This is a genomic window from Streptomyces corallincola, from assembly GCF_019104725.1.
Taxonomy (GTDB): Bacteria; Actinomycetota; Actinomycetes; order Streptomycetales; family Streptomycetaceae; genus Streptomyces; species Streptomyces corallincola.
Genome location: NZ_JAHRXF010000021.1, coordinates 75,106 through 100,764 on the forward strand (window position 1 = coordinate 75,106; position 25,659 = coordinate 100,764).

Genomic DNA, 25,659 nt, shown 5'->3' on the forward strand with positions numbered 1-25,659 from the left:
CGCAACTCCACGAAGGCCCGTACGGGAGTGGGGCGGCAGGGGGAGAAAATGGGGGAGAACCATGCCTCGGTGGACGGCGCTGCCGGACGAACTGGAGCCGCGCGTGCGGGAGTTCACGGTCGAGCTGCGCCAGCTCGTGGACAGCGGCGGCCTGAACCTGGCCGACCTCGCCGAGCGCAGCGGCTACGCGAAGGCGTCCTGGGACCGCTACCTCAGCGGTGAACTCCTCGCGCCCAAGGGGGCGGTCATCGCCCTCGCGGAGATCACCGGCGCGGGCACCGACCGGCTCACCACCCTGTGGGAACTCGCCGAACAGGACTGGCGCCGCGCCGAGTCGGGGCGCCCGCTCATCGCCGGTCAGCGGCGGTCCCCGGAGGACGGGGACGTGTCCGACGCGGTCAACTCCTGGAACGTGGCGGGGTATCGGGGACCTGCCACGGGGGGCGTGAGCTGGGGCGCGGTGCCGGGCGGGTCCGGGACTTCGGGCGGTTCCGGGGGCTCGGGCGGGTCCGGGACCGCGGGTGGTGCGCGGGGCTCCCGTGGTGCCGGGGGTGTCTCCGCCGGGGGCCGTGGTGCCTCCGAGGGGGCTTCCGGTGCGTGGCCCGAGGTCCCGTCCGGCGCCGACCCGCGTTACCGCACCGGGTCCGTCCCCCTCAGCGGCTCCATCACCGGCCCGCGCAGGCTCGGTACGGTCGGGATACCCCTGCCGCCCGAAGCCGTGTCCGCGCCGAGGACCGTGGCGTCGGGCGCCGACGCCGCCTCCACTCCCGTACCGGCGCCGGGGCCTCGGTCCCCCTCGGCTCCCGCTCCCGGTTCCGCTTCCGCTTCCGGTTCCGGTGACGCCGACAACGGGGGAGTGGGGCGGCGTACGGTGCTGTTCCTCGCCGGGGCGGTGGGGGCGCTGGCCGTGGTCGCGGGGGTCTTCCTGCTCACCGGCCGGTTCTCCGGTACGGACGACCGCGCGGCCCCGCCGCAGCCGCGCAGCGACCGCCCGGCCGTGCCCAGCCCGCCGCCCGGCGTGAAGTGCGCGGGTACGGGCTGCACCGGCCGGGACGCCGAGGTGATGGGGTGCAGCGGCGAGAGCGTGCGCACCGCGCGCAGCGTCGCGGTCGGCGGTGCCGTACTGGAGATCCGCTACAGCGCGCTGTGCCGGGCTGCCTGGGGCCGGGTCACCGGCGGCGGCCGGGGCGACCACGTCCGCATCACCGTCGGCCGCGACCACCAGGACGACACGGCGGGGCCCGGCGAGAGCATCGCGTACACCCCGATGCTCGCCGTCAAGGACGTGCGGCGGGCGAAGGCGTGCGCCACGCTGGCCGACGGCCGGACCGCCTGCACGCCGTGACGGGCCGTCCGCTCCGGGTGGCCGTCCGCGTGGGTCGTGCGCCCGCGCGGTGACCGTGCCACCCGTTCGTGTGGCGATTTCGCGGAGGGGCGCATGCGGTGCCCGACGCGGGGCAGGCGGAAGTAACCCCCACGGGAGTCCGGTCAACCGGTAACCCCCAACCAGGCGGCCCCCGTCCACCTCTCCCGGACGGGTGGCCGCCTCCGGTTCTCGTGCGGCCGTCCGACCCCGTGCCGCCCTGTGGGCCGGGCCACACCACCCCGTACGACCCCGGTCCCGGATGCGCGATAGCCTGACCGGTGGATCTCTCTTGACGCCAAGAGATCGATCATCCACCCAGGGGCAGGGACGCCCCACCGACCGCTGTCCTACGGAGAACGCCATGACCCGCACTCCCGTGAACGTCACCGTCACCGGCGCGGCCGGCCAGATCGGTTACGCCCTGCTCTTCCGCATCGCCTCCGGCCAGCTGCTCGGCGCCGACGTGCCGGTCAACCTGCGCCTGCTGGAGATCACCCCCGCGCTCAAGGCCGCCGAGGGCACCGCGATGGAGCTGGACGACTGCGCGTTCCCGCTGCTGCGCGGCATCGAGATCTCCGACGACCCGAACGTCGCCTTCGACGGCGCCAACGTCGCGCTGCTGGTCGGCGCCCGCCCCCGTACCAAGGGCATGGAGCGCGGTGACCTGCTGGAGGCCAACGGCGGCATCTTCAAGCCGCAGGGCAAGGCCATCAACGACCACGCCGCCGACGACATCAAGGTCCTCGTCGTCGGCAACCCGGCCAACACCAACGCGCTGATCGCCCAGGCCGCCGCGCCGGACGTCCCGGCCGACCGCTTCACCGCGATGACCCGCCTCGACCACAACCGCGCGCTGACCCAGCTCGCCAAGAAGACGGGTACGCCCGTCTCCGAGCTGAAGCGGCTCACCATCTGGGGCAACCACTCCGCCACGCAGTACCCCGACATCTTCCACGCGACCGTCGCCGGCAAGAACGCGGCGGAGGTCGTGGGTGACGAGAAGTGGCTCGCCGAGGAGTTCATCCCCACCGTCGCCAAGCGCGGTGCCGCCATCATCGAGGCGCGCGGTGCGTCCTCCGCCGCGTCCGCCGCCAACGCCGCGATCGACCACGTGCACACGTGGGTCAACGGCACGGCCGAGGGTGACTGGACCTCGATGGGCATCCCGTCCGACGGCTCGTACGGCGTGCCCGAGGGGCTCATCTCCTCGTTCCCCGTCACCACCAAGGACGGGGTGTACGAGATCGTTCAGGGACTGGAGATCAATGAGTTCTCCCGGTCCCGGATCGACGCCTCCGTGAAGGAGCTGGAGGAGGAGCGCGAGGCGGTTCGGGCGCTCGGGCTCATCTGATTTCCCTGTTCTTCGGCGCTTCGGCCCCGCTCCGGGTTCTCCCTGGAGCGGGGCCGCGGTGTTTTCCGGGTGCGGCCCGGTGGGGGTCTCGCGCGGTTCCCCGCGCCCCTCAAAGCCACGTGTCCTATTTGTCATGCCTTGCGTGCTTGTTGGCGTGAGGCGGGGCACTTTCGGCGGGGTGAAGGGCATGGCAGGGGTGGCGTCGGGGCAGGTGCGGGCGGTCTACGGGTGTCGGTTGGGGGTGACACAGGGGCGCGGAACAGGAACGGAAGGCGATAGTGGTCATGGCGGACAGAATCGGGCGGCAGGGTCGGGCGAGCATCCACGTCGGCGGGGAGTGGGTGGAGGCGATTTCCGGCGAGGTCCGGGAGGTGCTGGACCCCGCCGACGGGACCGCGTTCGCCGTGGTGGCGGAGGGTGACGGCAAGGACGCGGAGCGGGCCGTGCTCGCGGCGCGGGAGGCGTTCGACCGCGGGCCCTGGCCGGGCACCCCGGTGGCGGAGCGGGCGGCGCTGCTGCGCCGGGTGGCGGAACTGCTGGTCCGGGACCGCGCGGAGCTGGGGCTGCTGGAGAGCCTGGACGCGGGGAAGACCGTGGCCGAGGGCCTCACGGACATCGACTGTGTCGCGGACGCCTTCCGCTACTTCGCGGACCTCGTCGCCGCCGAGGCGCCGGGCCGGGTGGTGGACGCCGGGTCCCCGGAGATCCACAGCGTGGTCGTGCACGAGCCCGTGGGCGTCTGCGCGCTGATCACCCCCTGGAACTACCCGCTGCTCCAGGCCAGTTGGAAGATCGCCCCGGCGCTGGCCGCCGGGAACACCTTCGTGGTGAAGCCCAGTGAGATCACCCCGATGACCACCATCGCGCTGATCGAGCTGCTGGCCGAGGCAGGTCTCCCCGCCGGAGTCGCCAACCTCGTCACCGGACCCGGCCACACCGTGGGCGCCCGGCTGGCCGAGCACCCCGCCGTGGACCTGGTCTCCTTCACCGGTGGCCTGGTCAGCGGCGTCAAGGTCGCCCGGGCCGCCGCGCCCACCGTGAAGAAGGTCGCCCTCGAACTCGGCGGCAAGAACCCGAACGTGGTCTTCGCGGACGCCTGCGCCACCGAGGACGGCTTCGACACCGCCGTGGACCAGGCGCTGAACGCCGCGTTCATCCACAGCGGCCAGGTCTGCTCGGCGGGCGGACGGCTCATCGTCGAGGAGTCCGTCCGGGACCGCTTCGTCACCGAACTCGCCCGCCGGGCCGGGCGGATCAGGCTCGGCCGGGGCACCGCCGAGGGCGTCGAGTGCGGCCCGCTCGTCTCCGAGCGGCAGCGTGCGAGGACCGAGGAGTACGTCGCCTCCGCGCTGGCCGAGGGCGCCACCCTGCGCTGCGGCGGCAAGCGCCCCGAACCCGCCGACGACCGCCCCGAGTCCGGCTACTTCTACGAGCCGACCGTGCTCGACCACTGCCACCGCGAGATGAGGGCCGTCCGCGAGGAGATCTTCGGCCCGGTCCTCACCGTGGAGACCTTCACCACCGAGGACGAGGCCGTCGCCCTCGCCAACGACACCGAGTACGGCCTCGCGGGCGCCGTCTGGACCGCCGACGCGGGCCGCGCCCGGCGCGTCGCCGGACGCCTGCGCCACGGCACCGTGTGGATCAACGACTTCCACCCCTACCTGCCCCAGGCCGAATGGGGCGGCTACGGCCACAGCGGCACCGGCCGCGAACTCGGCCCCACCGGACTGGCCGAGTACCGCGAGACCAAGCACGTCTACCAGAACCTCGCCCCGAAGCCCGTCCGCTGGTTCACCGGCTGACCCGCCCCCGGCGCCGTACGGCACCCCGCCGGGCGGCACCCCCGTACCGCCGCGTCTCCCCTGCGGAACGTCGGACTCCGGGAGCGGAGGCCCCCACTTCTCCGCGCCCGGTCCCGGCCGTCCTCCCGTCCCCCACAGGAGTAACCACCCGATGCCCGAACACACCTACACGTACGACTACGTCGTCATAGGCGGCGGCACCGCGGGTTCCGTCATCGCCTCCCGGCTGACCGAGAACCCGGACGTCACCGTCGCCGTCGTCGAGGGCGGCCCCAGTGACGTGGACCGCGACGACGTGCTGACGCTGCGCCGCTGGATGGGCCTGCTCGGCGGCGAGCTGGACTACGACTACCCGACCACCGAACAGCCGCGCGGCAACAGCCACATCCGGCACAGCCGTGCCCGGGTGCTCGGCGGCTGCTCCTCGCACAACACGCTGATCTCCTTCAAGCCGCTGCCCTCCGACTGGGACGAGTGGGAGCGGGCCGGTGCCGAGGGCTGGGGCGCGGTGCCGATGGAGGCGTACTACGCCCGGCTGAAGAACAACATCGTGCCGGTGGACGAGAACGACCGGAACGCCATCGCCCGCGACTTCGTCACGTCGGCCGGGAGCGCGCTCGGTGTGCCCCGCGTCGAGGGGTTCAACAAGAAGCCCTTCACCGAGGGCACCGGCTTCTTCGACCTCGCCTACCACCCCGAGACCAACAAGCGGTCCTCCGCCTCGGTCGCCTATCTGCACCCGGTGATGGACGAGCGCCCCAACCTGACCCTGTACCTGGAGACCTGGGCCGACAGGCTGGAGCTGGACGGCACTCGCGCCGACGGCGTCCACGTCACCACCAAGGACGGCGAGAAGCTGCTGCTCCGCGCCCGCCGCGAAGTCCTGCTGTGCGCCGGTGCCGTGGACTCCCCGCGGCTGCTGCTGCACTCCGGCATCGGCCCCCGCGCCGACCTGGAGGCGCTCGGCATCCCCGTCGTCCACGACCTGCCCGGCGTCGGCGAGAACCTGCTCGACCACCCGGAGTCCGTCATCGTCTGGGAGACGCACGGACCGATCCCCGACAACTCCGCGATGGACTCCGACGCGGGCCTGTTCGTACGCCGCGACCCCGAGCACGCGGGCCCGGACCTGATGTTCCACTTCTACCAGATCCCGTTCACCGACAACCCGGAGCGACTGGGCTACCAGCGGCCGGAGTTCGGCGTCTCCATGACCCCGAACATCCCCAAGCCCAGAAGCCGCGGCCGTCTCTACCTGACCAGCGCCGACCCGGCCGTCAAACCCGCCCTGGACTTCCGGTACTTCACCGACGAGGACGACTACGACGCGCGGACCCTGGTGGACGGCATCCGCCTGGCCCGAGAGGTCGCCCGGACCGAACCCCTCGCCGGATGGCTGAAGCGCGAGGTCTGCCCCGGCCCCGAGATCCTCGGGGACGCCGAACTCAGCGCGTACGCCCGCAAGGTCGCGCACACCGTCTACCACCCGGCCGGAACCTGCCGGATGGGCGCCGCCGACGACGAACTCGCGGTGGTGGACGCCGAGTTGCGCATCCGGGGACTGGAGGGCATCCGCATCGCCGACGCGTCGGTCTTCCCGACCATGCCCGCCGTCAACCCCATGATCGGAGTGCTCATGGTCGGAGAGAAAGCCGTCGATCTGATCGGAGGCGACGCCCGATGACCCTCACCGTCCCCACCCGCAAGCCCCCCACCGGCGACGACAGCACCCCCGTGTTCTCCGTGGACGGACTCTGGAAGGTCTTCGGCCCCAAGGCCGACACCGTCCCCGCCGACCCGGAGCTCGCCGCCCTCGACCCGGCCGACCTGCGCGAACGCACCGGCTGCACGGCCGCCGTCCGGGACGTCACCTTCGACGTACGGCGCGGCGAGGTCTTCGTCGTCATGGGCCTGTCCGGCTCCGGCAAGTCCACCCTGGTGCGCTGCCTGACCCGGCTCATCGAGCCCACCGCCGGGACCATCGCCATCGACGGCGAGGACGTACGCGCCATGAACCCGGCCCGGCTGCGCGAACTGCGCCGCCACCGCGCCGCGATGGTCTTCCAGCACTTCGGCCTGCTCCCGCACCGCACGGTCCTCGACAACATCGCCTACGGCCTGGAGATCCAGGGCATGGGCCGGGCCGAACGCCGGGAGCGCGCCGCCGAGTTCGTCGCCAAGGTCGGCCTGGACGGCATGGAGGGCCGTCGGCCCGGCCAGCTCTCCGGCGGTCAGCGGCAGCGCGTCGGACTCGCCCGCGCGCTCGCCGTCGATCCCGAAGTCCTGCTGTTCGACGAGCCGTTCAGCGCCCTCGACCCGCTGATCCGGCGGGACATGCAGGACGAGGTGGCCCGGCTGCACGACGAGGAGGGCCGCACGATGATCTTCATCACCCATGATCTCGCCGAGGCCCTGAAGCTCGGTGACCGGATCGCCCTGATGCGTGACGGACGCGTGGTCCAGCTCGGCACCCCGGAGGAGATCGTCTCCTCCCCGGCCGACGACTACGTCCGCGAGTTCGTCCGGGACGTACCCCGCGAGCAGGTCGTCACCTGCCGTACCGCCATGCGGCCCGCCGATCCCGGCGAGAGCGCCGAGGGGCCCGCGCTCGCCCCCGACGCCACCGTCTCCGACGCCATCGAGGCGGTCGCGCGCGCCGGGGCGCCCGCGCGGGTGATGGAGCGCGGGCGCTGTCTCGGGGTGGTGGACTCCGAGCGGCTGCTCGCGGTCGTCGCCGGAACGGAGCGACGCGAGGAGGCCGCGTGATGGCCGGACTCACCTCCGCCGCCGTACTCCGCCCGGCCCTGCCCGGCGCCCTCCGGCGGCCCGCCGTCCGCAAACTCCTCGCGCTGGCCGTGCTCGCCGCCGTCCTGGTGCCCCTCGCGCACGCCCGCTGGGGCGGCGGCGCCTGGCCGCACGCGCTCACCCTGGACTTCACCAAGCCGCTCGGCGGCGCCAGCGACTGGATCGTGGACAACCGGGACAGCAACCCGGTCTTCCTGTACTTCCTCGGCTACCTCAGCAACGCGGTCGTGATCTCGGTACGGGCCGTCTACATGACGCTGCTCAACGCCGGGTGGGCGGGTGTCGCCGCGCTCGGTGCCCTGGTCGCCTGGCGGTTCGGCGGGCCGCGGCTCGCGCTCGGCACCGGTGCCGCGTTCCTCGCCTGCGGGGTGCTCGGCATGTGGGTGCCGACCATGCAGACGCTCGCGCTGATGGTCGTCGCCGTCCTGGCCTCCGTCGCGTTCGGCGGGGTGCTCGGGCTCGCCGCGGGACTGTCCGACCGGATGGACCGGGTACTGCGCCCGGTGCTGGACACCATGCAGGTGCTGCCCGCCTTCGCGTACCTGCTGCCCGTGGTCCTCGTCTTCGGCATCGGCGTGCCCGCCGCCGTCCTTGCCACCGTCGTCTACGCCGCCCCGCCGATGGCCCGGCTCACCGCGCTCGGCCTGCGCGGCGCCGACCCCGAGGTGCTGGAGGCCGTGGAGTCGCTCGGCGCGACCGGACGGCAGCGGCTGCTGACCGCTCGGCTGCCGCTGGCCCGCAGGGAACTCCTGCTCGGCCTCAACCAGACGATCATGATGGCGCTGTCCATGTCGGTCATCGCCTCCGTGATCGGCGCGGGCGGCCTCGGTGACCGCGTCTACCAGGCGCTCGGCTCCGTGGACGTGGGTTCCGCGCTCGCGGCCGGGGTCCCGATCGTGCTGCTCGCCGTGGCGCTGGACCGCGTGACGGCGGCGGCGGGCTCGGACTCCGGTGCGGGCTCCGACTCCGGCCGTTCCGGCGGTGCGCCGGGCCGGTCCCGGACCATCGGTTGGCCGTACGCCCTCGCCGTGACCGTCGCCGTCGCGCTGGCCGCCCGGCTGCTCGGCCGCCTGGAGTGGCCCGACGGATGGACGCTGCCCGTCGCCGACCCGGTGAACCGGGCCGTGGACTGGATGACCGGCCACCTCTACTCCGGGGTGCCGGTGGTCGGCGGCACCGCCGACTGGGCCGGGCACTTCACCACCTGGGTGCTCGACCCGGTCCGCTCCGGACTCCAGTGGCTGCCCTGGTGGGCGCTGCTGCTCCTGGTCGGCGCGCTGGCCTGGCTGATCGGCACCTGGCGCACCGCGCTCACCGCCGTCCTCGCGCTCGCCGCGATCGGCGTGCTCGGGGTCTGGCAGCCGTCCCTGGACACGCTGTCCCAGGTGCTGGCCGCCGTCGCCGTCACCCTGGTGCTCGGCTTCGCCATCGGCATCGGCGCCGCCCGCAGCGCCCGCCTGGAACGGGTGCTCCGCCCGGTGCTGGACGTCTTCCAGACCATGCCGCAGTTCGTCTACCTGATCCCGGTCGTCGCCCTGTTCGGCGTGGGCCGCGCGCCCGCCGTCGCCGCCGCCGTGGTCTACGCCCTCCCGGCGGTCGTACGGATCACCGCGCAGGGACTGCGCCAGGTGGACGAGGCCGCGCTGGAGTCGGCGCGCTCGCTCGGCGCCACCGGCCGCCAGCAACTCTGGCAGATCCAACTCCCGCTCGCCCGGCGGTCGTTGCTGCTCGCCGTCAACCAGGGGCTGGTGCTGGTGCTGGCCGTCGTCATCGTCGGCGGTCTGGTCGGCGGCGGTGCCCTCGGCTACAACGTGGCCTTCGGCCTCGCCCAGGGCGACCTGGCCACCGGCCTCGTCGCCGGTGCCGCCATCGTCTGCCTCGGCCTGATGCTCGACCGGGTCACCCAGCCCGCCGTCCGGCGCGCGAAGAAGGGAGCGTGACATGCGCATCCGTACGCCCTCCGTCCGTACGGCCGTGATCCGTACGGCCGTGATCCGTACGAGGTCCGTCCGCGCGGCCGTGGCCCGTACGGCCGTTCCGGTGGCCGCCGGGGCTGCCGCGCTCGCGCTGCTCGGCGGGTGCGGCGCGGCGGACATGACCAAGCAGGCGTCCCCGTTCGCGGGCGCGCGCGGCTCGAAGACGGTCACCCTGTCCGTGCAGTCCTGGGTCGGCGCCCAGTCCAACGTGGCCGTCGCCCAGTATCTGCTGGAGCACGAACTCGGCTACCGCGTGGACACCGTGCAGGTGGACGAGGTGCCCGCCTGGGACGCGCTCAGCCAGGACCGGGTGGACGCCATCCTGGAGGAGTGGGGCCACCCCGACCAGGTGCGGAGGTACGTCACCGACAAGCACACCGTCGTTCGCGCGGGCGACCTCGGGGTCACCGGGCACATCGGCTGGTTCGTGCCGACGTACCTCGCCAAGGAGCACCCGGACATCACCGACTGGCGGAACCTGAACAAGTACGCCTCGCTGTTCCGCACCCCGGAGAGCGGCGGCAAGGGCCAGATCATGGACGGCTCCCCGTCCTACGTCACCAACGACCAGGCCCTGGTGAAGAACCTGAAGCTGGACTACCAGGTCGTCTTCGCCGGTTCCGAGGCCGCCCAGATCACCCAGATGCAGCAGGACGCCAAGGAGCACAAGCCCTTCCTCAGCTACTGGTACACCCCCCAGTGGCTGTTCAAGAAGGTCCCGCTCACCGAGGTGAAGCTGCCGCCGTACAAGGAGGGCTGCGACACCGATGCCGCCAAGGTCGCCTGCGGCTACCCGCACACCAGGCTCCAGAAGTACCTCAACGCCGGGTTCGCCCGGTCCGGCGGCCGGGCGGCGGCCTTCCTGAAGAAGTTCCGCTGGACCACCGAGGACCAGAACCAGGTCTCCCTGATGATCGCCGAGGAGAAGCTCTCACCGCGGACGGCGGCGGAGAAGTGGGTGAAGGGGCACCGCTCGGAGTGGGAGGAGTGGGTGCGGTGAGGGTGCGGTGAGGAGGGGTGCCGGTGCCGGGGGAGCGCGCGGGGAGTGCGCCGGGGGCCGAGGCACCGGTGCGGGTGCCCCCGAGCCCGTCCCTCCCCGGGGCACGCCCGCGCGTGCTCACCCGTGCTGTCCCGGTGTGTAGTGGCCCGGCACCATGCGGGTCGTCACCGCGAACCGGTTCCAGGAGTTGATCACCGCGATGGCGGAGATCAGCTGCGCCAGCTCGGCCTCCGCGAAGTGCGCGGCGGCCCGTGCGTACACCTCGTCGGGGACGAAACCGTCGGTGAGCACGGTGACCGCCTCGGTCAGCTCGATCGCCGCCAGCTCCTTCTCGGTGTAGAAGTGCCGGGACTCCTCCCAGGCGGCGAGCTGTACGACCCGCTCCACGCTCTCACCGGCCGCGAGCGCGTCCTTGGTGTGCATGTCCAGGCAGAACGCGCAGTGATTCAGCTGCGAGGCGCGGATCTTCACCAGCTCGTACAGCTTGGGGTCCAGGCCCCGGCGGGCGGCCGTGTCCAGGCGGACCATCGCCCGGTAGACCTCGGGGGCGTGCTCGGCCCAGGCCAGACGGGGGGTGTGCTCGGGGGCGTACGGGCCGGTGCCGGGGGTGCGGGGGGTTTCCCGTGTGGTGGTCATGGTTCGACGGTAGGACGCGGGCTGCCCGGGAGTATGGTCCAGTTCCATGCCGATTCCTTGGGCCAATTCGACGGGCGGGGACGGGGCCGCCGGGGTGGATCTGCACCTCGAAGCGGTTCCGGGCGCGGGCGGGCTGCGCCGGGGGCTGACCGACGCGCTGCGTGACGCGGTCCGTACCGGCCGCCTCGCCCCGGACACCAGGCTGCCCTCCTCCCGTACGCTCGCCGCCGACCTTGGTATCGCCCGCAACACCGTCGCCGAGGCGTACGCGGACCTCGTGGCGGAGGGGTGGCTGACCGCGCGGCAGGGGTCGGGCACGTGGGTCGCCGCGCGTGCGGTGGGGGTTCCGGGCGGCGCGGCCGGGGCGCCCGGCGCGGCCACCCCGCCCCGCGCACCCGGCCCGCCCGTGCACAACCTCGTCCCCGGTACCCCGGACCTCACCACGTTTCCGCGCGCCGAGTGGCTGAGGGCCGCCCGCCGCGCGCTGGCCGCCGCCCCGCACGACGCGTTCGGCTACGGCGACCCGCGCGGCCGTCCCGAACTGCGCGCCGCCCTCGCCGGATACCTCGCACGGGCACGCGGTGTTCGCGCCGACCCGGAGCGCATCGTCGTCACCGCCGGGTTCGCGGGCGCGCTGCGGCTGCTCGGGGCGCTGCTGCGGGCGCGGGGCGCGCGGACGGTGGCCGTCGAGTCGTACGGCCTCGACGTGCACCGGCGGCTACTGGATGACGCGGGCCTGACGACGCGACCGCTGCCGTACGACGAACTGGGCACCGACACAAGGCCGTTGACGGACGAGAGGGCCGTACTCCTCACCCCCGCCCACCAGTTCCCGATGGGCGCCCCGCTGCACCCCGACCGGCGGGCCGCCGTCGTGGAGTGGGCGCGGCGCGGCGGCGGGCTGGTCCTGGAGGACGACTACGACGGGGAGTTCCGCTACGACCGCCAGCCCGTCGGCGCGCTCCAGGGGCTCGACCCGGAGCACGTCGTCCACCTCGGCACCGCCAGCAAGGCGCTCGCGCCCGGTCTGCGGCTGGGGTGGATGGTGGTACCGGAGCGGCTGGTGGGGGAGGTGCTCGCGGTGCTGGGTGCCGGGGACGCGTGCGGGGTGCTGGACCAGCTGACGCTGGCCGAGTTCATCGGTTCCGGGGCGTACGACCGGCACGTCCGCGCGGCTCGGCTGCGGTACCGGCGGCGGCGTGACGCGTTGGTGGGGGCGGTGGGGGAGCGGGTGCGGGTGCTCGGGGTCGCCGCCGGGCTGCATGCGGTGCTGTGCCTTCCCGAGGGGTCCGAGCGTGCCGTTCTCCAGGCCGCCGCCTGGCAGCGGCTCGCCCTGCACGGGCTCGCCTTCCACCGGCATCCCCTGGCTTCCGGGCCGGTGCCGGACGCGCTGGTCGTCGGCTACGGCACCCCCACCGACCGGGGGTGGGCGGGGGCGCTGGAGGCGCTGTGCAGGGTGCTGCCCTGAGGTGTGCCCTGCGGACACGCCCCCTCCCCGGAGCGGAACCGTACTCCGGGGGATCGCGGGGGAGCGCTCACGCGTGGTGCAGCGCGGCGAAGCTCTCCGGGGGGAACGTCGTGTCCTGGTCTCCCAGCGCGAGAGCCCGGTAGGTGGCGGTCGCGGCCTCCTCCAGATTCATGATGCGGCGGAACGCCATGCCGATGTCCTCGGCGTGCGCGGAGCAGCCGTGGTGGGACTGGATGACGCAGTTGTGCGTCCTGGCCTGTTCGGCCGTGGTGTCGGCGAGTTCGTCGGAACCGTTGGGGTGGTACGGGACGGTGCCGACGGAACGCACGTAGTACGCGTGGTCCAGGGAGATGAGCCGGACCTGGTGACCGAGGGCGTCGAGAAGGACGGCGTGCTGGGGGTGGAGGTGTATGACGGCGTTGACGTCGGGCCGTTCCTGGTACGTGCGCTGGTGCAGTTTCCACTCGCTGGAGGGGTGTTCGGCCCCGCCGGTGACGTCCCCGGCCAGGCTCATGACCGTGAAGTCGTCCTTGTCGAGCCGGTCCAGCCAGGTGCCGGCGCCGGTGACGACGAAGGTGTCGCTGCCGGGCAGCCGGGCGGAGAGGTTGCCGCCGCTGGCCAGGACGAAGCCGCGTTCCACGGCCAGTCGGCCCACTTCGGCGAGCTGGGTGAACAGACCCTCGACTGTGGTGGGGTGTTTCATCGTGTTTCCTCTGCGTGTGTCAGGCCGTCACGGGTGTGGTGACGGGGCGGTTGAGAACGGCGCGGGCGCTGTCGATGTCCGTGATGACGATGTTGACGAGCCCGGTCTCCAGCGCGGTGAACAGCGGAAGGTGCTTCTCGGCGCCGCCCGCGATGCCCACTCGGGTGGGGATCGCCCGCATCTGCTCCAGCGTCAGTCCGATGACGCGCCTGTCGATCGGTCCCTCCACCGCCCGGCCGTCCGCGTCGAAGAAGCGGGCGGAGGCGTCTCCGACGGCCCCGGCCTCCCGGAGCGTGGCGAACTCGGCCTCGCCGACCGAGCGGCGTAGTGCCTGGGCGACGCGGGCCGTGCTGCCGATGCCCACGACGAGCGCGTCGGCCGCGGCCGCGACGTCGAGCGTGCCCTGGACGTCGTCGAGCCCGCTGATGGCGGCCGCGGCCTCGGCGGTCGTCGCCAGCAGCGGGGCGGGCAGGTGGTACGCGGTGCCGCCGACGACGCGGGCCAGGGTGGTGGCCACCTCGTGCGGGTTGGCGTCACTGGAACGTCCGCCGCGGCTGCCCGCCAGCGGCACGACCTCGACGGCCGTGTCGGAGTGGTAGCGGAGATGGGCGACGGCCGCCGCGACCGCCGTGCTCATGCCCACCGCGACACGACGGATGTGCGGGAGGACCGAGGCGAGGGCCTCCGCACCGGTGACGCCCAGTGAGGAGGGCGACCGCTCCTCGCCGCGCCCGAGACCGGGACACACCCACGCGCTGTGCAGGCCGAACCGGCTGACGAGGGCCGCCTCGGTGTCCGCGAAGGGACGTTCGTCGCTGTGGACGGTGATCTCGACCACGCCCGCCTGCCGGGCCTCGGCGAGCACCCTGGTCACCTTCACCCGCGACAGGCCGAGAAGGTCCCCGATCTCGGCCTGCGTGAGTCCGTGGTCGTAGTAGAGCCGGGCCACCTTGCCGAGCAAGGGATCGTGAGCATTTGTTCGCACCGATGCACCTCCGTTCGTCATGATGCCCGGCTGCACCGAGGAGTGCAAGGACGCCTGTGCGGTGCGGGCCGCCCTCGGCGGGTGCGGGAGCTGCGAACCATAGCCGCACTTGCGTCCAAGAAGCGGGACGCGGACCTTGACAGCATGGACGGCGGAGTCATGATGAATGAGCACTCGTTCGCCGAGTGAACAAATGTTCAGGCTCAAGGAGGAGTCCATGACGATGCAGGACGGCCTGGCGCAGCCGCGGAGCCGGTGGACGCGCGCCCTGACGAACCAAGGGATCTCCCGGGTCCTGCTCTGGGGTTTCGTCGCCCTGATGCTCTTCATGGTCGGCGACGGAATCGAACTCAGCTTCCTCTCCACCTACTTGGAGGAGCGCGGGTTCAGCGGGAGTCAGGTGGCCGGACTGTTCACCGCCTACGGCATCGTCGTGGCGGTCGCCGCCTGGCTGGCGGGCGCACTGGCCGAGGCATGGGGCCCACGCAGGGTGATGCTCATCGGAGCGGGCCTGTGGATCGTGCTGGAAGTCGCGTTCCTGACCCTCGGCGTCATGCAGCAGAACTACGCGGTGATGATCGCGACCTACGCGATCCGCGCCATCGGCTACCCGTTCTTCGCCTACGGGTTCCTCGTCTGGGTCACTATGGAGACACCCGACGCGGTCATGGGCAAGGCCGTCGGCTGGTACTGGTTCTTCAACGCGATGGGCCTGGGAGTCATCAGCGGCTACTTCGTGGCCGCCGCCGTGGACCCGCTCGGAGAACTGGCCACCCTGTGGGCGTCGCCGGTGTTCGTCGCGGTCGCCGCCCTCATGATCGCGGTGCTGGTGAAGTCCCGGGCCGGTGCGCGCAGGGTCACCCGTGCGGAGACCGTCGAGGGACTCAAGCGCGGCATCGTCATCATGAAGGAACGGCCCAAGGTCGGGATCGGCGGCGCCGTCCGCCTCATCAACACGATCTCCTACTACTCGTTCGCCGTGTTCCTCAACGTCTACATGGTCAAGACGATCGGCTTCAGCCAGTCGCAGTGGTCCTCCATCTGGGGCACCATGCTGGCCGCCAACGTGGCCGCGAACCTCATCTCCGGCTACGCCTCCGACCGCTTCGGCCGCATCAACGTCATCGCCTGGGGCGGCGGAGCGGCCACCGCGATCACCGTCCTCGGGTTCTACTACCTGCCGCAGGCAGTCGGCGCGAACTACGTCGCCGTCATGATCCTGGGCATCGTCTACGGTCTCGCGCTGGGCATGTACGTCCCCCTGTCAGCCGTCGTCCCGCTGCTGGCCCCGCAGCACAAGGCCGCCGCCGTCGCGGTCCTCAACCTCGGCGCCGGCCTCAGCAACTTCGGCGGCCCGGCCGTCGCGGCGCTGGTCGCACCGCTGGGCGTCGCACCGGTCGTCTGGATACTCGCCGCGCTCTACGTCGTCGGGATCTTCCTGACCTTCCTCCTGCGGGAGGCGGGCGTCGAAGCACCGGGACACCGTCCGCGGACCGATCCGGCTCCCCCGGTGGTCACCCCGGCCGTCTCCGAATGACGCGCCGCGGATCCGCCGGAGAAACCGAACGGGGCAGGCAGGCAGGTGGGCAACGATGAGAAGCCGAGTCCAGGCCGTGCTGGGCATCGACGCCGGTACGACCTCGGTGAAGTCCGTCGTCATCAGCACGACCGGTGACGTGCTCGGAGCCGCCAGATCGACGGTCCGTATCCGGCGGCCCCAACCGCACCGCGCCGAACAGGACATGGGCGAGGTCTGGTCCGCCGTCGCGCAGACGATCAGCGCCGCCCTCGCCGAAGCCGGTGACGTCGAGCTGCTCGGGCTCGGTGTGACGGGCCAGGGCGACGGCGCGTGGCTCGTGGACGCCGACGGACGTCCCGTCGGACCGGCCGTCCTGTGGCTGGACGGCAGGGCCGCCGGGCGAGTGGCCCGGTGGGAGACCGACGGGCGCGGGGAACTGATCCGCCGCACGACGGGCTCGGCCCTGTTCCCGGGCGCCCTGCCCGTCCTCCTCGAAGAACTCCAGGACAGCGATCCCGGCCTGCTCGACCGCGCGGCGACCCAGCTCAACTGCAAGGACTGGATTCGCTTCCGGCTCACCGGAGTAAGGGCGACGGACGCCTCCGAGGCCTCCCGCACCTACCTGGACGTCGCCACCGGGCGCTACTCCGAAGAGCTCATCGACGGCCTGGGCCACGCCGGGTTCCGCCGACTGCTGCCACCCCTGTGCCCACCCGACGCCGTGTCCGGCCGCGTGACCGAGCGCGCGGCACGGGAAACCGGCCTGCCCGTCGGTCTGCCCGTGGCGACCGGCCTGGTCGATACCCCGGCCGGCGGCGTCGGCCTGGGAGTCGTCGGGCCGGGCGAGGTGTACGCCATCCTCGGCACCACCGCGTTCGTCGGCGCCGTACAGGAACACGTCACCGCGCCCGGCGACGTCCCGCTCATCACACTCAACCTGGGCCGGGGCACCCACGTCATCGAATGCCTCGCCCCGATGAACGGCACCCCCAACCTCGACTGGGCACGCGAGGCCACCGGTCTGGCCGCGCTGGAATGGTCCCAGATCGAAGACCTCGTCACCGCCGCTCCCGCCGGAGCCGGGGGAGTGCTCTACCTGCCCTACGGAGGCGTCAGCGGCGAGCGGGCGCCGTTCGTGGACACCGCGGCCTCGGCGGCGTGGCTGAACATCACCGTACGCACCACCCCCGGAGAACTGCTGCGCGCCGTCTACGAGGGCATCGCCCTGTCCCTCGGCGAATGCATGGAGGTGCTGGGCGTCACGACCGACGCGACGGTCCGGCTCTGCGGCGGCGGGGCGCAGTCGCCGGTCGTCTGCCAGATCGTCGCCGACGTGACCGGCCGCCGCATCGTCCGCTCCACCTTCGCCGAACTCGGCGCCCGGGGGGCAGGCGCCCTGGCCCTCGTCGCCGTCGGCGCGGCACCCGACCTGGCCGCCGCGCTGGACCGGTTCGGCGACGACGCCCAGACCTTCGAACCGGATGCCGGGCTACGGCCCCTGCACGACGCCCAGGCCCAGGTGTTCCGCGACGTCCGCGACGCCGTACGGCACCACTGGCCGACCCTGCGGGCGACGCGGACCGCCGCACACACCGCCGACACCCGCCCCGCCACCACCCGACCCCCGACCTCTGACCTCTGACCTCTGACCCCTGACGAAGAGAACAAGGAGTACCCGTGCCGAACGACACCACCCGAGGCGACCGACCGCTCCTGCTGGTCACCGCCCCCTTCGACCCCGCCCGCGCCGCACAGCTCGGTGACGTCTTCGACGTCGAACTCGTCGAGCCCTCCCTCGCCGGGACCTCGCTGGCCACACGGGGTCTCGACCAGGAACTGGCCCGCGCGACCGCACTCGTCTGCGAGGTGGACGTCGTCGATGAGGCCACCCTGGACAAGGCACCCCGACTGCGGGTCGTCGTGTCCTGCCGGGCGAACCCGGTCAACGTGGACGTGGACGCGTGCACCGCCCGCGGGATCGCCGTCCTGACCACCCCCGCCCGCAACGCCGACGTCACCGCCGACCTCGCCTTCACCCTGCTCCTCATGACCGTCCGGCACACCGGCAGGGCCGAACGCTGGCTGCGCGGCGGTGCGTGGAAGGCGGAGGACGTGTTCGAGCCCTACTCGGCCTTCCGCGGCATCGGGCTGTCCGGACGCACCCTCGGCATCCTCGGCGGAGGTGCCATCGGGCGCCGGATGATGCGGCGGGCCCGGGCCTTCGGCATGAACGTCGTGGTCCACGACCCCTTCCTCCCCTCCGACGCGTTCGGCGACCAGGCCCGCGTCGTCGGACTCGACGAGGCGCTGTCCACCGCCGACATCGTCACCGTCCACGTCCCGCTGGCCGAGTCCACCATCGGAATGATCGGCGACCGGGAGCTGCGCCTCATGCGTCCGGACGCCTACCTGATCAACGCGGGACGCGCCGCGGTGGTCGAGGAGGACGCCCTCGTCGGCGCACTCACCGAGGGACGGATCGCCGGAGCCGGACTCGACGTGTTCTGGACCGAGCCGCTCCCCGCCGACCATCCGCTGCTCGGCCTCGACAACGTCACCGTCACCCCCCACATCGGCGGCGCGTCCGACGACGTCGTCACCGAACACTCCCGGATCGCCGAACGCGGACTGCGCGCGTGGGTGGCCGGCGAGCGGCCCCCCGCCATCGCCAACCCCGCCGTCCTCGACTCCGCCACCGCACGTTGAGCCGCCCCCACCCCACCGCAACGCCCCCAGGAGGGCCCGACATGAGTGTCACCGAGGACACCGGCACCGCACCCGGCCTCAGCCCCGCCCTGTCCGCTCTGCTCCAGGCCCCGCCGCGGCTCCTCATCGACGGCGAGATGGTGCCGGCCGACAACGGCGGCACCATCCCCGTACTGAACCCCGCCACCGGCCGTCAGATCGCCACCGCGGCGGCGGCGGGCGTCACCGACGTGGACCGTGCCGTACGGGCCGCGGCTGCCGCGATGGAACCCGGTGCGCCCTGGCGACGGATGAGCGCCCTCGACCGGGGCCGCATCATCGGGCGCTTCGCCGCACTGCTGGAGACCCACGCCGACGAACTCGCCGACATCGAGGCACTCGACGGCGGCAAGGTACGCGACTCCGCCCGCCGGAACGACGTCGAACTCTCCATCAACCACTTCGCGTATTTCGCAGGGTGGCCCAGCAAGATCGAGGGCAACACCATTCCGGTGTCCGTACCCGACACCCTGGTGCGCACCGAGCGGGAACCCGTCGGGGTCGTCGCGCAGATCATCCCCTGGAACTTCCCCCTCCTCATGGCGGCCTGGAAGATCGCCCCCGCGCTGGCCGCCGGATGCGCGATCGTCCTCAAGCCCGCCGAGAACACCCCGCTCGTCGCGCTGCGCCTGGGCGAGCTCGGCCTGGAAGCCGGACTGCCCAACGGCGTGCTCAACATCCTCCCCGGCTACGGACCGGAAGCGGGTGAGGCACTCGTCGAGCACCCGCTCGTGGACAAGGTCGCCTTCACCGGTTCCACCCGCGTCGGCATCCACCTGGCGCGGAAGGCCGCCGCGCAGGTCAAGCGCGTGACGCTGGAACTCGGCGGCAAGAGCCCGAACATCGTCTTCGCCGACTCGCCCGTCGAAGAGGCCGTGGCCGGTGCGGCATCGGCGATCTTCTCCAACTCCGGCCAGTCGTGCAGCGCCGGTTCACGCCTCTACGTCGAACGCTCGCGCTTCGACGACGTCGTGGCCGCGCTGTCCGAACGGGCCGACAGCATGCGCGTCGGACCGGGCCTCGACCCGAGCACCGACCTCGGCCCGCTCATCAGCCGTACTCAACTCGACCGGGTCCGCGGCTACATCGACGGCGCACTCGGCGCCGGGGCGACCGCTGCCGCCGGAGCCACGGCCCCGGCCGGTGTCGATGCGGACGGCTACTTCCTGCGCCCCACCGTGCTGACCGACGTCGATGACACGATGCCGGCGGTACGCGAGGAGATCTTCGGCCCCGTCGTCGTCGCCCAGCCCTTCGACTCGCTCGAAGAGATCGCCGCCCGGGGCAACGACTCGCCCTACGGTCTCGCGGCCGGTATCTGGACCCGTGACATAGCCCGCGCGAACCGCCTGGCGAAGCTCCTCAAGGCAGGCACCGTCTACATCAACATGTACGGGGCCACCGACGCGGCGGCGCCCTTCGGCGGGTTCAAGACCTCGGGCTACGGGCGCGAGATGGGCCACGCGAACCTCGAGTCCTACCTTGAGACGAAGACCGTATGGACCAGCCTGTCGATGTGAGCGCCACCGTGGGCTCGCCCCGGGCGCCGGCCGCCGTCCGCAGGGACCCCCGGCCGCGCCCGGGGACCGTCGTACGCCACGTCACGCTCGGAGCGCTCGTCCAGGTCCTCGCCCTGAGCACCTGGTACGCGACCTCGGCGGTGGCGCCCCAACTGGCCCGGCACTGGAGCCTCGGCGCGGGCGAGGTCTCCTGGCTGACGAGCTGCGTCCTGCTCGGCTTCGCGGCCGGGGCGCTCACGCTGGGGCTGCTGCGCGTCGCCGACCGGACACGCCCCTCGCTGCTGCTGCCGCTGGGCGCGCTGACCGCCGCCGTGTGCACGGCGCTGCCCGCGGCACTCCCGATCGGATTCGTGCCCACCCTCGCCCTGCGCGTCCTCACCGGAATGGCCCTCGCGGCGGTGTACCCGCCCGGGATGAAGGCCGTCGCCTCATGGACGCTGCACCGCCGAGGTTCCGCGGTCGCCCTGGTCGTGGCCTCCCTGACGCTGGGCAGTGCCCTTCCGCACGCACTCCGTACCCTCCCGCTGCCGGGCTGGCGAAGCGTCCTGTTCCTCTCGGCGGCCGCCGCGGCACTGGCGGCCGCCCTCGCGGCCACCACGCGAACCGGCCCGCACACCGGCCACACCACCGCCCCGCGCACCGGCGCCGCCCTGGAGCTCTTCCGCGACAGACGCCAGCGGCTCGTCACCGTGGCCTACCTGGGGCACATGTGGGAGGTCTACGGCCTGTGGACCTGGGCCGTCGCACTGCTCGCCACGCTGCCCGGCTCGGGCGGGCCCGTCCTCGGCGTCCCGGGCTGGGGCCCGTTCCTGCTGATCGGCGTGGCCGGAGCACTCGGCTGCTTCGCCGCGGGTTCCGCCGCCGACCGATGGGGCAGGGTCCGCGTCACCAAAGTGATCGTCACTGTCTCGGCCGTCTGCTGCCTCCTCGCCCCGGCGCTGCCCCGACTCCCCGCCACCCCGACCGCGGTGATCCTGCTCGTCTGGGGCGCGTCGGTGATCGGAGACTCCCCGCTGTACTCCGCCCTGCTCGCCGACTCCTCCGACCCGGCCACCGTGGGCACGGCCCTGACCGTGCAGATGGCGCTGGGCTACTCCCTGGCGGCGATACCGGTCCTGTTCCTGCCCCACCTGGCCGCGCACATCGGATGGCCCTGGGCCCTGCTCGCCCTGACGCCCGGACCCCTGGCCAGCGCCCTGAGCCTCCGCCGCCTGCGAGGACTCGACGCCGTGGTCGCACCGGCCACGCCGAGATCATCCCGCCCGTGACCAGCGGTGACGGACAACCCTCAGCGTGACGCGTGCTCCGGTTCCGGGGCCTCTCCGAAGCGGGCCAGGGTCAGGGCGCCTGCCAGGGCGACCGCGAAGCCGAGGGCCGCCAGCCACGCCAGGCCCGGGCGGGTGGTGTCGCCGAGCCAGCCGACGCCCGCCGCCGCCGGGGCGAGGGTCTCGCCGAGGACCATCCCGGCGGTCGCGGTGGTCACCGAGCCCCGCTGGAGGGCCGAGGTGAGGAGGAGGAAGGCGGCGCCGCCGCCGAGGAGGAGGGCGTAGAAGGCGGGGTTGGTCAGCAGCGCGGCCGGGCGGAGGGTGTCGATCAGGCGGACCGCGACCTCCACCACACCGAAGCCGAACCCGGAGCCCAGGCCGAGGACCAGGGCGCGGGTCCTGCCCGACAGGTGTTCGCCAAGCGGGCTCAGGAGCAGCACCCCCACCGCCACCCCCACCAGCAGATACCCCAGCCAGGGCGGGCCCGGACGGTGGCCCTCCTCTCCCGAGGCCAGCCCCAGCATCGCCAGGCCCGCGCAGACGACGCCCACGGCCGCCCACTCCACCCCGCTGAGCCGCACCCGCAGCAGCCGTGCCGCGACCACCGCCGTCACCGCGAGACTCGCCGCCAGCGCCGCGCTCACCGCGTAGATCGGCAGCGAGCGCAGGGCCAGGATCTGGAGGACGAACCCGGCGCCGTCCAGGCCGAGACCGACGACGTACCGCCACTGCCGTACCGCCCGCAGCAGCAGGGCCGCGTCGCCGCCCGGCCCGGCCAACCCGCCCGCTCCGGCCTCGCTCCCGGCCGCCCGCGCGGCCATCGCCTGGAGCACCGTCGCCGTACCGAAGCAGACCGCCGCCCCCAGGGCGCACACCATTCCAAAGAGCACGAACGCGACTGTAGGCGACAGCCGACGCCCGGCCGCAGCGCGCCCCCGCGCCTGCCCCCGCTCCTACCCCCGGCCGCCATCGCGCCCGCTCCGCCCCCGGTCGCCTCCCCGCCCCCGCCCCTGTCCACCTCGCCGCCCCCTCCCTAAGCTGAGCCCCGGACATCGTCATCACCACGGGGGACCACTCATGGCCAATGCGCGCGGGCGCATGCGCTCCACCACGGTCGTGCTCGGCGGGATGGGCCTGCTGGCCACCGCGCTGACCGCCTGCTCCAACGCGCCGGACAAGCGGTGCGTGGACCGGGACAGCTACCGGACGGACAAGGGCTACAAGATCGTCTCCGACCGCAACTGCGGCAGCGGGGGCGCGAACGGCGTCTGGTACTACAAGGGCAGCAAGAAGGGTTCCTGGGTCAACGGAGGGTCCTTCACCGCGCCGCGCAAGGGTTCCGGGGGGTCCTCGGGCGGCCACTCCGGGGTGCACCGGGGCGGGTTCGGCGGCGGGCACGGCAGCTCGGGCGGCTGAGCGTGCGGCGCCACACCCTCGACCCCCGCCCCGACTGGCAGCGCACCGTCGAGGCGCAGGGCCTGGTGTACCCGCTCACCCGGCACCCGGACGGCACCCTGCGCCCGTACTGGGACGAGAGCGCGTACTACGCCTTCGACCTGCCCGAGATCGAGGCGCTGGAGGACACCGTCGCCGAGCTGCACGCCATGTGCCTCGCGGCGGCCGAGCACATGGTGGCCGAGAACCGCCTCGCGGACCTCGGCATCACCGACCCGCCGCTCGCCCGCGCCGTCACCGAGTCCTGGCACCGCCGGGCCGAACTCCCCTCCCTGTACGGCCGGTTCGACCTGCGCTACGACGGCACCGGCCCGGCCAAGCTGCTGGAGTACAACGCCGACACCCCGACCTCGCTGGTGGAGGCCGCCTCCCCGCAGTGGTTCTGGATGGAGGACCGCTTCCCCGGCGCCGACCAGTGGAACTCCCTGCACGAACGCCTCGTCGCCGCCTGGCGCAGACAGGCCGCGCTGCTGCCGCCCGGCGCGCCCCTGCACTTCGCGCACTCCAGCGTGGACGAACTCGGCGAGGACCTGATGACGGTCGCCTACCTGAAGGAGACCGCCGAACAGGCCGGGCTGGACACCGACTGGATCTCCGTGGAGGAGATCGGCTGGGACACCCTCACCGGCCGTTTCGTGGACCTCCGGCTCCGCTTCATCCGCAGCGTCTTCAAGCTGTACCCCTGGGAATGGCTGACCACCGACTCCTTCGGCGGGCACGTCCTGGACACCCTGGACAACGGCGGCGGCACCGGCAGCACCCTGTGGATCGAACCCGCCTGGAAGATGCTGCTCAGCAACAAGGCGTTGCTCGCCGTCCTCTGGGAGCTGTACCCCGGCCACCCGAACCTGCTCCCCGCCCACCTCGACGGCCCCCGCGACCTGCCCGCCACCACCGGCTGGGTCGCCAAACCCCTGCTCGGCCGCGAGGGCGCCGGGGTCACCGTCCACCCACCGGGCACGCCCGCCGCCGTACGCGACGACGAACCCTGCTGCTACCAGGCGCTCGCCCCGCTCCCCGCCTTCGACGGCAACCACGTCGTCCTCGGCGCCTGGGTCGTGGACGGCGAGCCCGCCGGACTCGGCATCCGCGAGTCCTCCGGCCTGATCACCGACGAGTACGCCCGCTTCCTCCCGCACGTCATCCGCTGAGGCCACCGCACCGGCGCCGCCCGCATGGTGGACGTCCCGTCTCATCGGCGCCGCAAGGGTTACGCTGGCCGACGGGCCGTGACTGGCGCGCTGGGATGGGACGGACCATCGGGGAGCGGCCCGCGCAGACAGTGCCGTGCGCCTGGGCCGAACCGTGTACGCCGTACGCCCACGTCCGGAGGTCCCGATGCCCGAGAACCCCGCCGAGGCCAACGCGCTGGCCCGCACCACCGAGTCCACCGCCTTCCGCGCCGCCCTCGACGCCGTACGCGCCGTCGAGCCGCGCGTCGCCGACGCCATCGGCCAGGAACTGGCCGACCAGCGCGAGATGCTCAAGCTGATCGCCTCGGAGAACTACGCCTCCCCGGCCACCCTGCTGGCGATGGGCAACTGGTTCAGCGACAAGTACGCCGAGGGCACCGTCGGCCGCCGCTTCTACGCGGGCTGCCGCAACGTGGACACCGTGGAGTCCCTCGCCGCCGAGCACGCCCGCGCGCTCTTCGGCGCCCGGCACGCCTACGTCCAGCCGCACTCCGGCATCGACGCCAACCTCGTCGCCTTCTGGGCGGTGCTCGCGGACCGCGTCGAGGTGCCCTTCCTCGCCGAGGCGGGCGCCCGCCAGGTCAACGACCTCTCCGAGGCGGACTGGGCCGAGCTGCGCCAGGCCTTCGGCAACCAGCGCATGCTGGGCATGTCCCTGGACGCGGGCGGCCACCTCACCCACGGCTTCCGTCCCAACATCAGCGGCAAGATGTTCGACCAGCGGTCCTACGGCACCGACCCGGCGACCGGGCTCATCGACTACGACGCGCTGCGCGCCCAGGCCCGCGACTTCCGTCCGCTCGTCATCGTCGCCGGGTACTCCGCGTACCCGCGCCTGGTGAACTTCCGGGTCATGCGGGAGATCGCGGACGAGGTCGGCGCGACCCTGATGGTGGACATGGCGCACTTCGCGGGCCTGGTCGCGGGCAAGGTCCTCACCGGCGACTTCGACCCCGTCCCGCACGCCCAGATCGTCACCACGACCACCCACAAGTCCCTGCGCGGCCCCCGCGGCGGCATGGTCCTGTGCGACGACTCCCTCAAGGACCAGGTGGACCGGGGCTGCCCGATGGTGCTCGGCGGCCCGCTGCCGCACGTCATGGCCGCCAAGGCGGTCGCCCTGGCCGAGGCCCGGCAGCCCGCCTTCCAGGACTACGCCCGGCGCGTCGTGGACAACTCCCGCGCGCTCGCCGAGGGCCTCACCCGGCGGGGCGCCACCCTCGTCACCGGCGGCACCGACAACCACCTCAACCTCATCGACGTCGCCGGTTCCTACGGCCTCACCGGCCGCCAGGCCGAGGCCGCCCTCCTCGACTCCGGCATCGTCACCAACCGCAACGCCATCCCCGCCGACCCCAACGGCGCCTGGTACACCTCCGGCATCCGCGTCGGCACCCCCGCCCTCACCACCCGTGGCCTCGGCACCCCGGAGATGGACGAGGTCGCCGCCCTCATCGACCGCGTCCTCACCACCACCCAACCGGGCACCACCAAGTCCGGCGCCCCCTCCAAGGCCGCCCACGTCCTCGACGCGAAGGTCTCCGAAGAGATCTCCACCCGGGCGGGCGACCTGGTGGCGGGCTTCCCCCTCTACCCGGAAATCACCCTGACCTGACCCACCCCTGGGGTGCGCCGACCTGACAGGGGCGCGGGAAATGCGCGCCCGACAACGCACACCGGCCCAGGAAAGGGGCGCGGGGAACTGCGCGAGAGCCCCCACCGGACCCGCGCCCGACAACGCACACCGGCCCAGGAAGGGGCGCGGGGAACTGCGCGACAAGCCCCCACCGGGCCCGCAGTTCCCCCCCCCCCCAAGCCCCCCCCCCCCCCCCCCCCCCGCCCCCCCCCCCCGCCCCCCCCCCCCCCC

General features: G+C 73.0%; 20 protein-coding genes and 1 riboswitch. Of the genes, 16 read left to right on the top strand and 4 right to left on the bottom strand.

Translation table 11 applies throughout. The features are described 5' to 3' along the window. Positions 1–61: 61 nt before the first annotated feature. The 7 genes from KUM39_RS15675 to KUM39_RS15705 all read left to right on the top strand — a co-directional run bounded on the left by KUM39_RS15675 (position 62) and on the right by KUM39_RS15705 (position 10,303). Positions 62–1,345, top strand: coding sequence for a DUF2690 domain-containing protein (locus tag KUM39_RS15675; RefSeq protein ID WP_217786248.1), 1,284 nt, complete (start codon positions 62–64; stop codon positions 1,343–1,345). A 382-nt stretch (positions 1,346–1,727) separates the two neighbouring features. Beyond that, on the top strand, positions 1,728–2,717 hold the full coding sequence (locus tag KUM39_RS15680; RefSeq protein WP_217786249.1) for a malate dehydrogenase: 990 nt from the start codon (positions 1,728–1,730) through the stop codon (positions 2,715–2,717). Between the two features lie 284 nt (positions 2,718–3,001). Continuing rightward, positions 3,002–4,522 carry an aldehyde dehydrogenase family protein gene (locus KUM39_RS15685; protein WP_217786250.1) on the top strand — a complete coding sequence of 507 codons (1,521 nt, stop codon included), beginning with the start codon at positions 3,002–3,004 and terminating at the stop codon, positions 4,520–4,522. Positions 4,523–4,673: 151 nt separating this feature from the next. Then, positions 4,674–6,206, top strand: coding sequence for a GMC family oxidoreductase (locus KUM39_RS15690; RefSeq protein ID WP_217786251.1), 1,533 nt, complete (start codon positions 4,674–4,676; stop codon positions 6,204–6,206). Beyond that, a complete protein-coding gene (locus tag KUM39_RS15695; protein WP_217786252.1) occupies positions 6,203–7,288 on the top strand; it encodes a quaternary amine ABC transporter ATP-binding protein in 1,086 nt (361 codons plus the stop codon). Before KUM39_RS15690 ends, KUM39_RS15695 begins: the two co-directional genes overlap by 4 nt. Next, complete coding sequence (locus KUM39_RS15700; RefSeq protein WP_217786253.1) at positions 7,288–9,267, top strand: ABC transporter permease; 1,980 nt, start codon at positions 7,288–7,290, stop codon at positions 9,265–9,267. The genes KUM39_RS15695 and KUM39_RS15700 overlap by 1 nt, the downstream gene beginning before the upstream one ends. Before the next feature lie 154 nt (positions 9,268–9,421). Beyond that, positions 9,422–10,303 carry an ABC transporter substrate-binding protein gene (locus tag KUM39_RS15705; RefSeq protein WP_246620206.1) on the top strand — a complete coding sequence of 294 codons (882 nt, stop codon included), beginning with the start codon at positions 9,422–9,424 and terminating at the stop codon, positions 10,301–10,303. Positions 10,304–10,420: 117 nt separating this feature from the next. Here KUM39_RS15705 and KUM39_RS15710 read toward each other — a convergent pair whose 3' ends face one another. Then, on the bottom strand, positions 10,421–10,939 hold the full coding sequence (locus KUM39_RS15710; protein WP_246620189.1) for a carboxymuconolactone decarboxylase family protein: 519 nt from the start codon (positions 10,937–10,939) through the stop codon (positions 10,421–10,423). A gap of 46 nt (positions 10,940–10,985) precedes the next feature. Between KUM39_RS15710 and pdxR the strand changes: the two genes are divergently transcribed. Then, a complete protein-coding gene (gene pdxR / locus KUM39_RS15715) occupies positions 10,986–12,407 on the top strand; it encodes a MocR-like pyridoxine biosynthesis transcription factor PdxR (protein ID WP_217786256.1) in 1,422 nt (473 codons plus the stop codon). Between the two features lie 67 nt (positions 12,408–12,474). Here pdxR and KUM39_RS15720 read toward each other — a convergent pair whose 3' ends face one another. Both KUM39_RS15720 and KUM39_RS15725 read right to left on the bottom strand, forming a co-directional pair. After that, complete coding sequence (locus tag KUM39_RS15720; RefSeq protein ID WP_217786257.1) at positions 12,475–13,110, bottom strand: class II aldolase/adducin family protein; 636 nt, start codon at positions 13,108–13,110, stop codon at positions 12,475–12,477. 19 nt (positions 13,111–13,129) lie between these two features. Then, positions 13,130–14,095: a sugar-binding transcriptional regulator gene (locus KUM39_RS15725; RefSeq protein ID WP_217786258.1), complete on the bottom strand. Its 966-nt coding sequence runs from the start codon at positions 14,093–14,095 to the stop codon at positions 13,130–13,132. A 217-nt stretch (positions 14,096–14,312) separates the two neighbouring features. Between KUM39_RS15725 and KUM39_RS15730 the strand changes: the two genes are divergently transcribed. From KUM39_RS15730 to KUM39_RS15750, 5 genes are read left to right on the top strand one after another with little or no spacing between them, the layout of a single operon-like run. Then, positions 14,313–15,632, top strand: coding sequence for an MFS transporter (locus tag KUM39_RS15730; RefSeq protein ID WP_217786259.1), 1,320 nt, complete (start codon positions 14,313–14,315; stop codon positions 15,630–15,632). Between the two features lie 55 nt (positions 15,633–15,687). Next, positions 15,688–17,256, top strand: a complete 1,569-nt coding sequence (locus KUM39_RS15735; RefSeq protein ID WP_217786260.1) for an FGGY-family carbohydrate kinase — start codon at positions 15,688–15,690, stop codon at positions 17,254–17,256. Between the two features lie 35 nt (positions 17,257–17,291). Next, positions 17,292–18,320 (top strand): NAD(P)-dependent oxidoreductase, encoded by a 1,029-nt coding sequence (locus KUM39_RS15740; protein ID WP_217786261.1) that lies wholly within the window; start codon positions 17,292–17,294, stop codon positions 18,318–18,320. Between the two features lie 41 nt (positions 18,321–18,361). Further along, positions 18,362–19,879, top strand: a complete 1,518-nt coding sequence (locus tag KUM39_RS15745) for an aldehyde dehydrogenase family protein (RefSeq protein WP_217786262.1) — start codon at positions 18,362–18,364, stop codon at positions 19,877–19,879. Next, positions 19,876–21,147, top strand: a complete 1,272-nt coding sequence (locus KUM39_RS15750; RefSeq protein WP_217786263.1) for an MFS transporter — start codon at positions 19,876–19,878, stop codon at positions 21,145–21,147. The genes KUM39_RS15745 and KUM39_RS15750 overlap by 4 nt, the downstream gene beginning before the upstream one ends. A gap of 20 nt (positions 21,148–21,167) precedes the next feature. On the opposite strand, the gene KUM39_RS15755 is transcribed toward KUM39_RS15750, so the two are convergent. After that, complete coding sequence (locus KUM39_RS15755) at positions 21,168–22,022, bottom strand: DMT family protein (RefSeq protein ID WP_217786277.1); 855 nt, start codon at positions 22,020–22,022, stop codon at positions 21,168–21,170. A gap of 199 nt (positions 22,023–22,221) precedes the next feature. Here KUM39_RS15755 and KUM39_RS15760 point away from each other — a divergent pair, with 199 nt between their 5' ends. The 3 genes from KUM39_RS15760 to KUM39_RS15770 all read left to right on the top strand — a co-directional run bounded on the left by KUM39_RS15760 (position 22,222) and on the right by KUM39_RS15770 (position 25,407). Then, entirely contained in the window at positions 22,222–22,560 is a 339-nt protein-coding gene (locus KUM39_RS15760) for a hypothetical protein (protein ID WP_217786264.1), read from the top strand. Between the two features lie 2 nt (positions 22,561–22,562). Continuing rightward, entirely contained in the window at positions 22,563–23,750 is a 1,188-nt protein-coding gene (locus tag KUM39_RS15765; protein WP_217786265.1) for a glutathionylspermidine synthase family protein, read from the top strand. A 68-nt stretch (positions 23,751–23,818) separates the two neighbouring features. Beyond that, positions 23,819–23,905, top strand: a riboswitch (ZMP/ZTP riboswitch). A gap of 32 nt (positions 23,906–23,937) precedes the next feature. After that, positions 23,938–25,407 carry a glycine hydroxymethyltransferase gene (locus tag KUM39_RS15770; protein ID WP_217786266.1) on the top strand — a complete coding sequence of 490 codons (1,470 nt, stop codon included), beginning with the start codon at positions 23,938–23,940 and terminating at the stop codon, positions 25,405–25,407. Positions 25,408–25,659 lie beyond the last annotated feature (252 nt).

What these genes read in the sequence shown, in the direction of transcription:
- KUM39_RS15700 (WP_217786253.1), top strand. Translation starts at nt 7,288, where the DNA reads ATGGCCGGACTCACCTCCGCCGCCGTACTCCGCCCGGCCCTGCCCGGC.
- KUM39_RS15675 (WP_217786248.1), top strand. Translation starts at nt 62, where the DNA reads ATGCCTCGGTGGACGGCGCTGCCGGACGAACTGGAGCCGCGCGTGCGG.
- KUM39_RS15710 (WP_246620189.1), bottom strand. Translation starts at nt 10,939, where the DNA reads ATGACCACCACACGGGAAACCCCCCGCACCCCCGGCACCGGCCCGTAC.
- KUM39_RS15760 (WP_217786264.1), top strand. Translation starts at nt 22,222, where the DNA reads ATGGCCAATGCGCGCGGGCGCATGCGCTCCACCACGGTCGTGCTCGGC.
- KUM39_RS15720 (WP_217786257.1), bottom strand. Translation starts at nt 13,110, where the DNA reads ATGAAACACCCCACCACAGTCGAGGGTCTGTTCACCCAGCTCGCCGAA.
- KUM39_RS15685 (WP_217786250.1), top strand. Translation starts at nt 3,002, where the DNA reads ATGGCGGACAGAATCGGGCGGCAGGGTCGGGCGAGCATCCACGTCGGC.
- KUM39_RS15735 (WP_217786260.1), top strand. Translation starts at nt 15,688, where the DNA reads ATGAGAAGCCGAGTCCAGGCCGTGCTGGGCATCGACGCCGGTACGACC.
- KUM39_RS15730 (WP_217786259.1), top strand. Translation starts at nt 14,313, where the DNA reads ATGACGATGCAGGACGGCCTGGCGCAGCCGCGGAGCCGGTGGACGCGC.
- KUM39_RS15680 (WP_217786249.1), top strand. Translation starts at nt 1,728, where the DNA reads ATGACCCGCACTCCCGTGAACGTCACCGTCACCGGCGCGGCCGGCCAG.
- KUM39_RS15745 (WP_217786262.1), top strand. Translation starts at nt 18,362, where the DNA reads ATGAGTGTCACCGAGGACACCGGCACCGCACCCGGCCTCAGCCCCGCC.
- KUM39_RS15690 (WP_217786251.1), top strand. Translation starts at nt 4,674, where the DNA reads ATGCCCGAACACACCTACACGTACGACTACGTCGTCATAGGCGGCGGC.
- KUM39_RS15705 (WP_246620206.1), top strand. Translation starts at nt 9,422, where the DNA reads ATGACCAAGCAGGCGTCCCCGTTCGCGGGCGCGCGCGGCTCGAAGACG.
- KUM39_RS15770 (WP_217786266.1), top strand. Translation starts at nt 23,938, where the DNA reads ATGCCCGAGAACCCCGCCGAGGCCAACGCGCTGGCCCGCACCACCGAG.
- pdxR (WP_217786256.1), top strand. Translation starts at nt 10,986, where the DNA reads ATGCCGATTCCTTGGGCCAATTCGACGGGCGGGGACGGGGCCGCCGGG.
- KUM39_RS15695 (WP_217786252.1), top strand. Translation starts at nt 6,203, where the DNA reads ATGACCCTCACCGTCCCCACCCGCAAGCCCCCCACCGGCGACGACAGC.
- KUM39_RS15755 (WP_217786277.1), bottom strand. Translation starts at nt 22,022, where the DNA reads ATGGTGTGCGCCCTGGGGGCGGCGGTCTGCTTCGGTACGGCGACGGTG.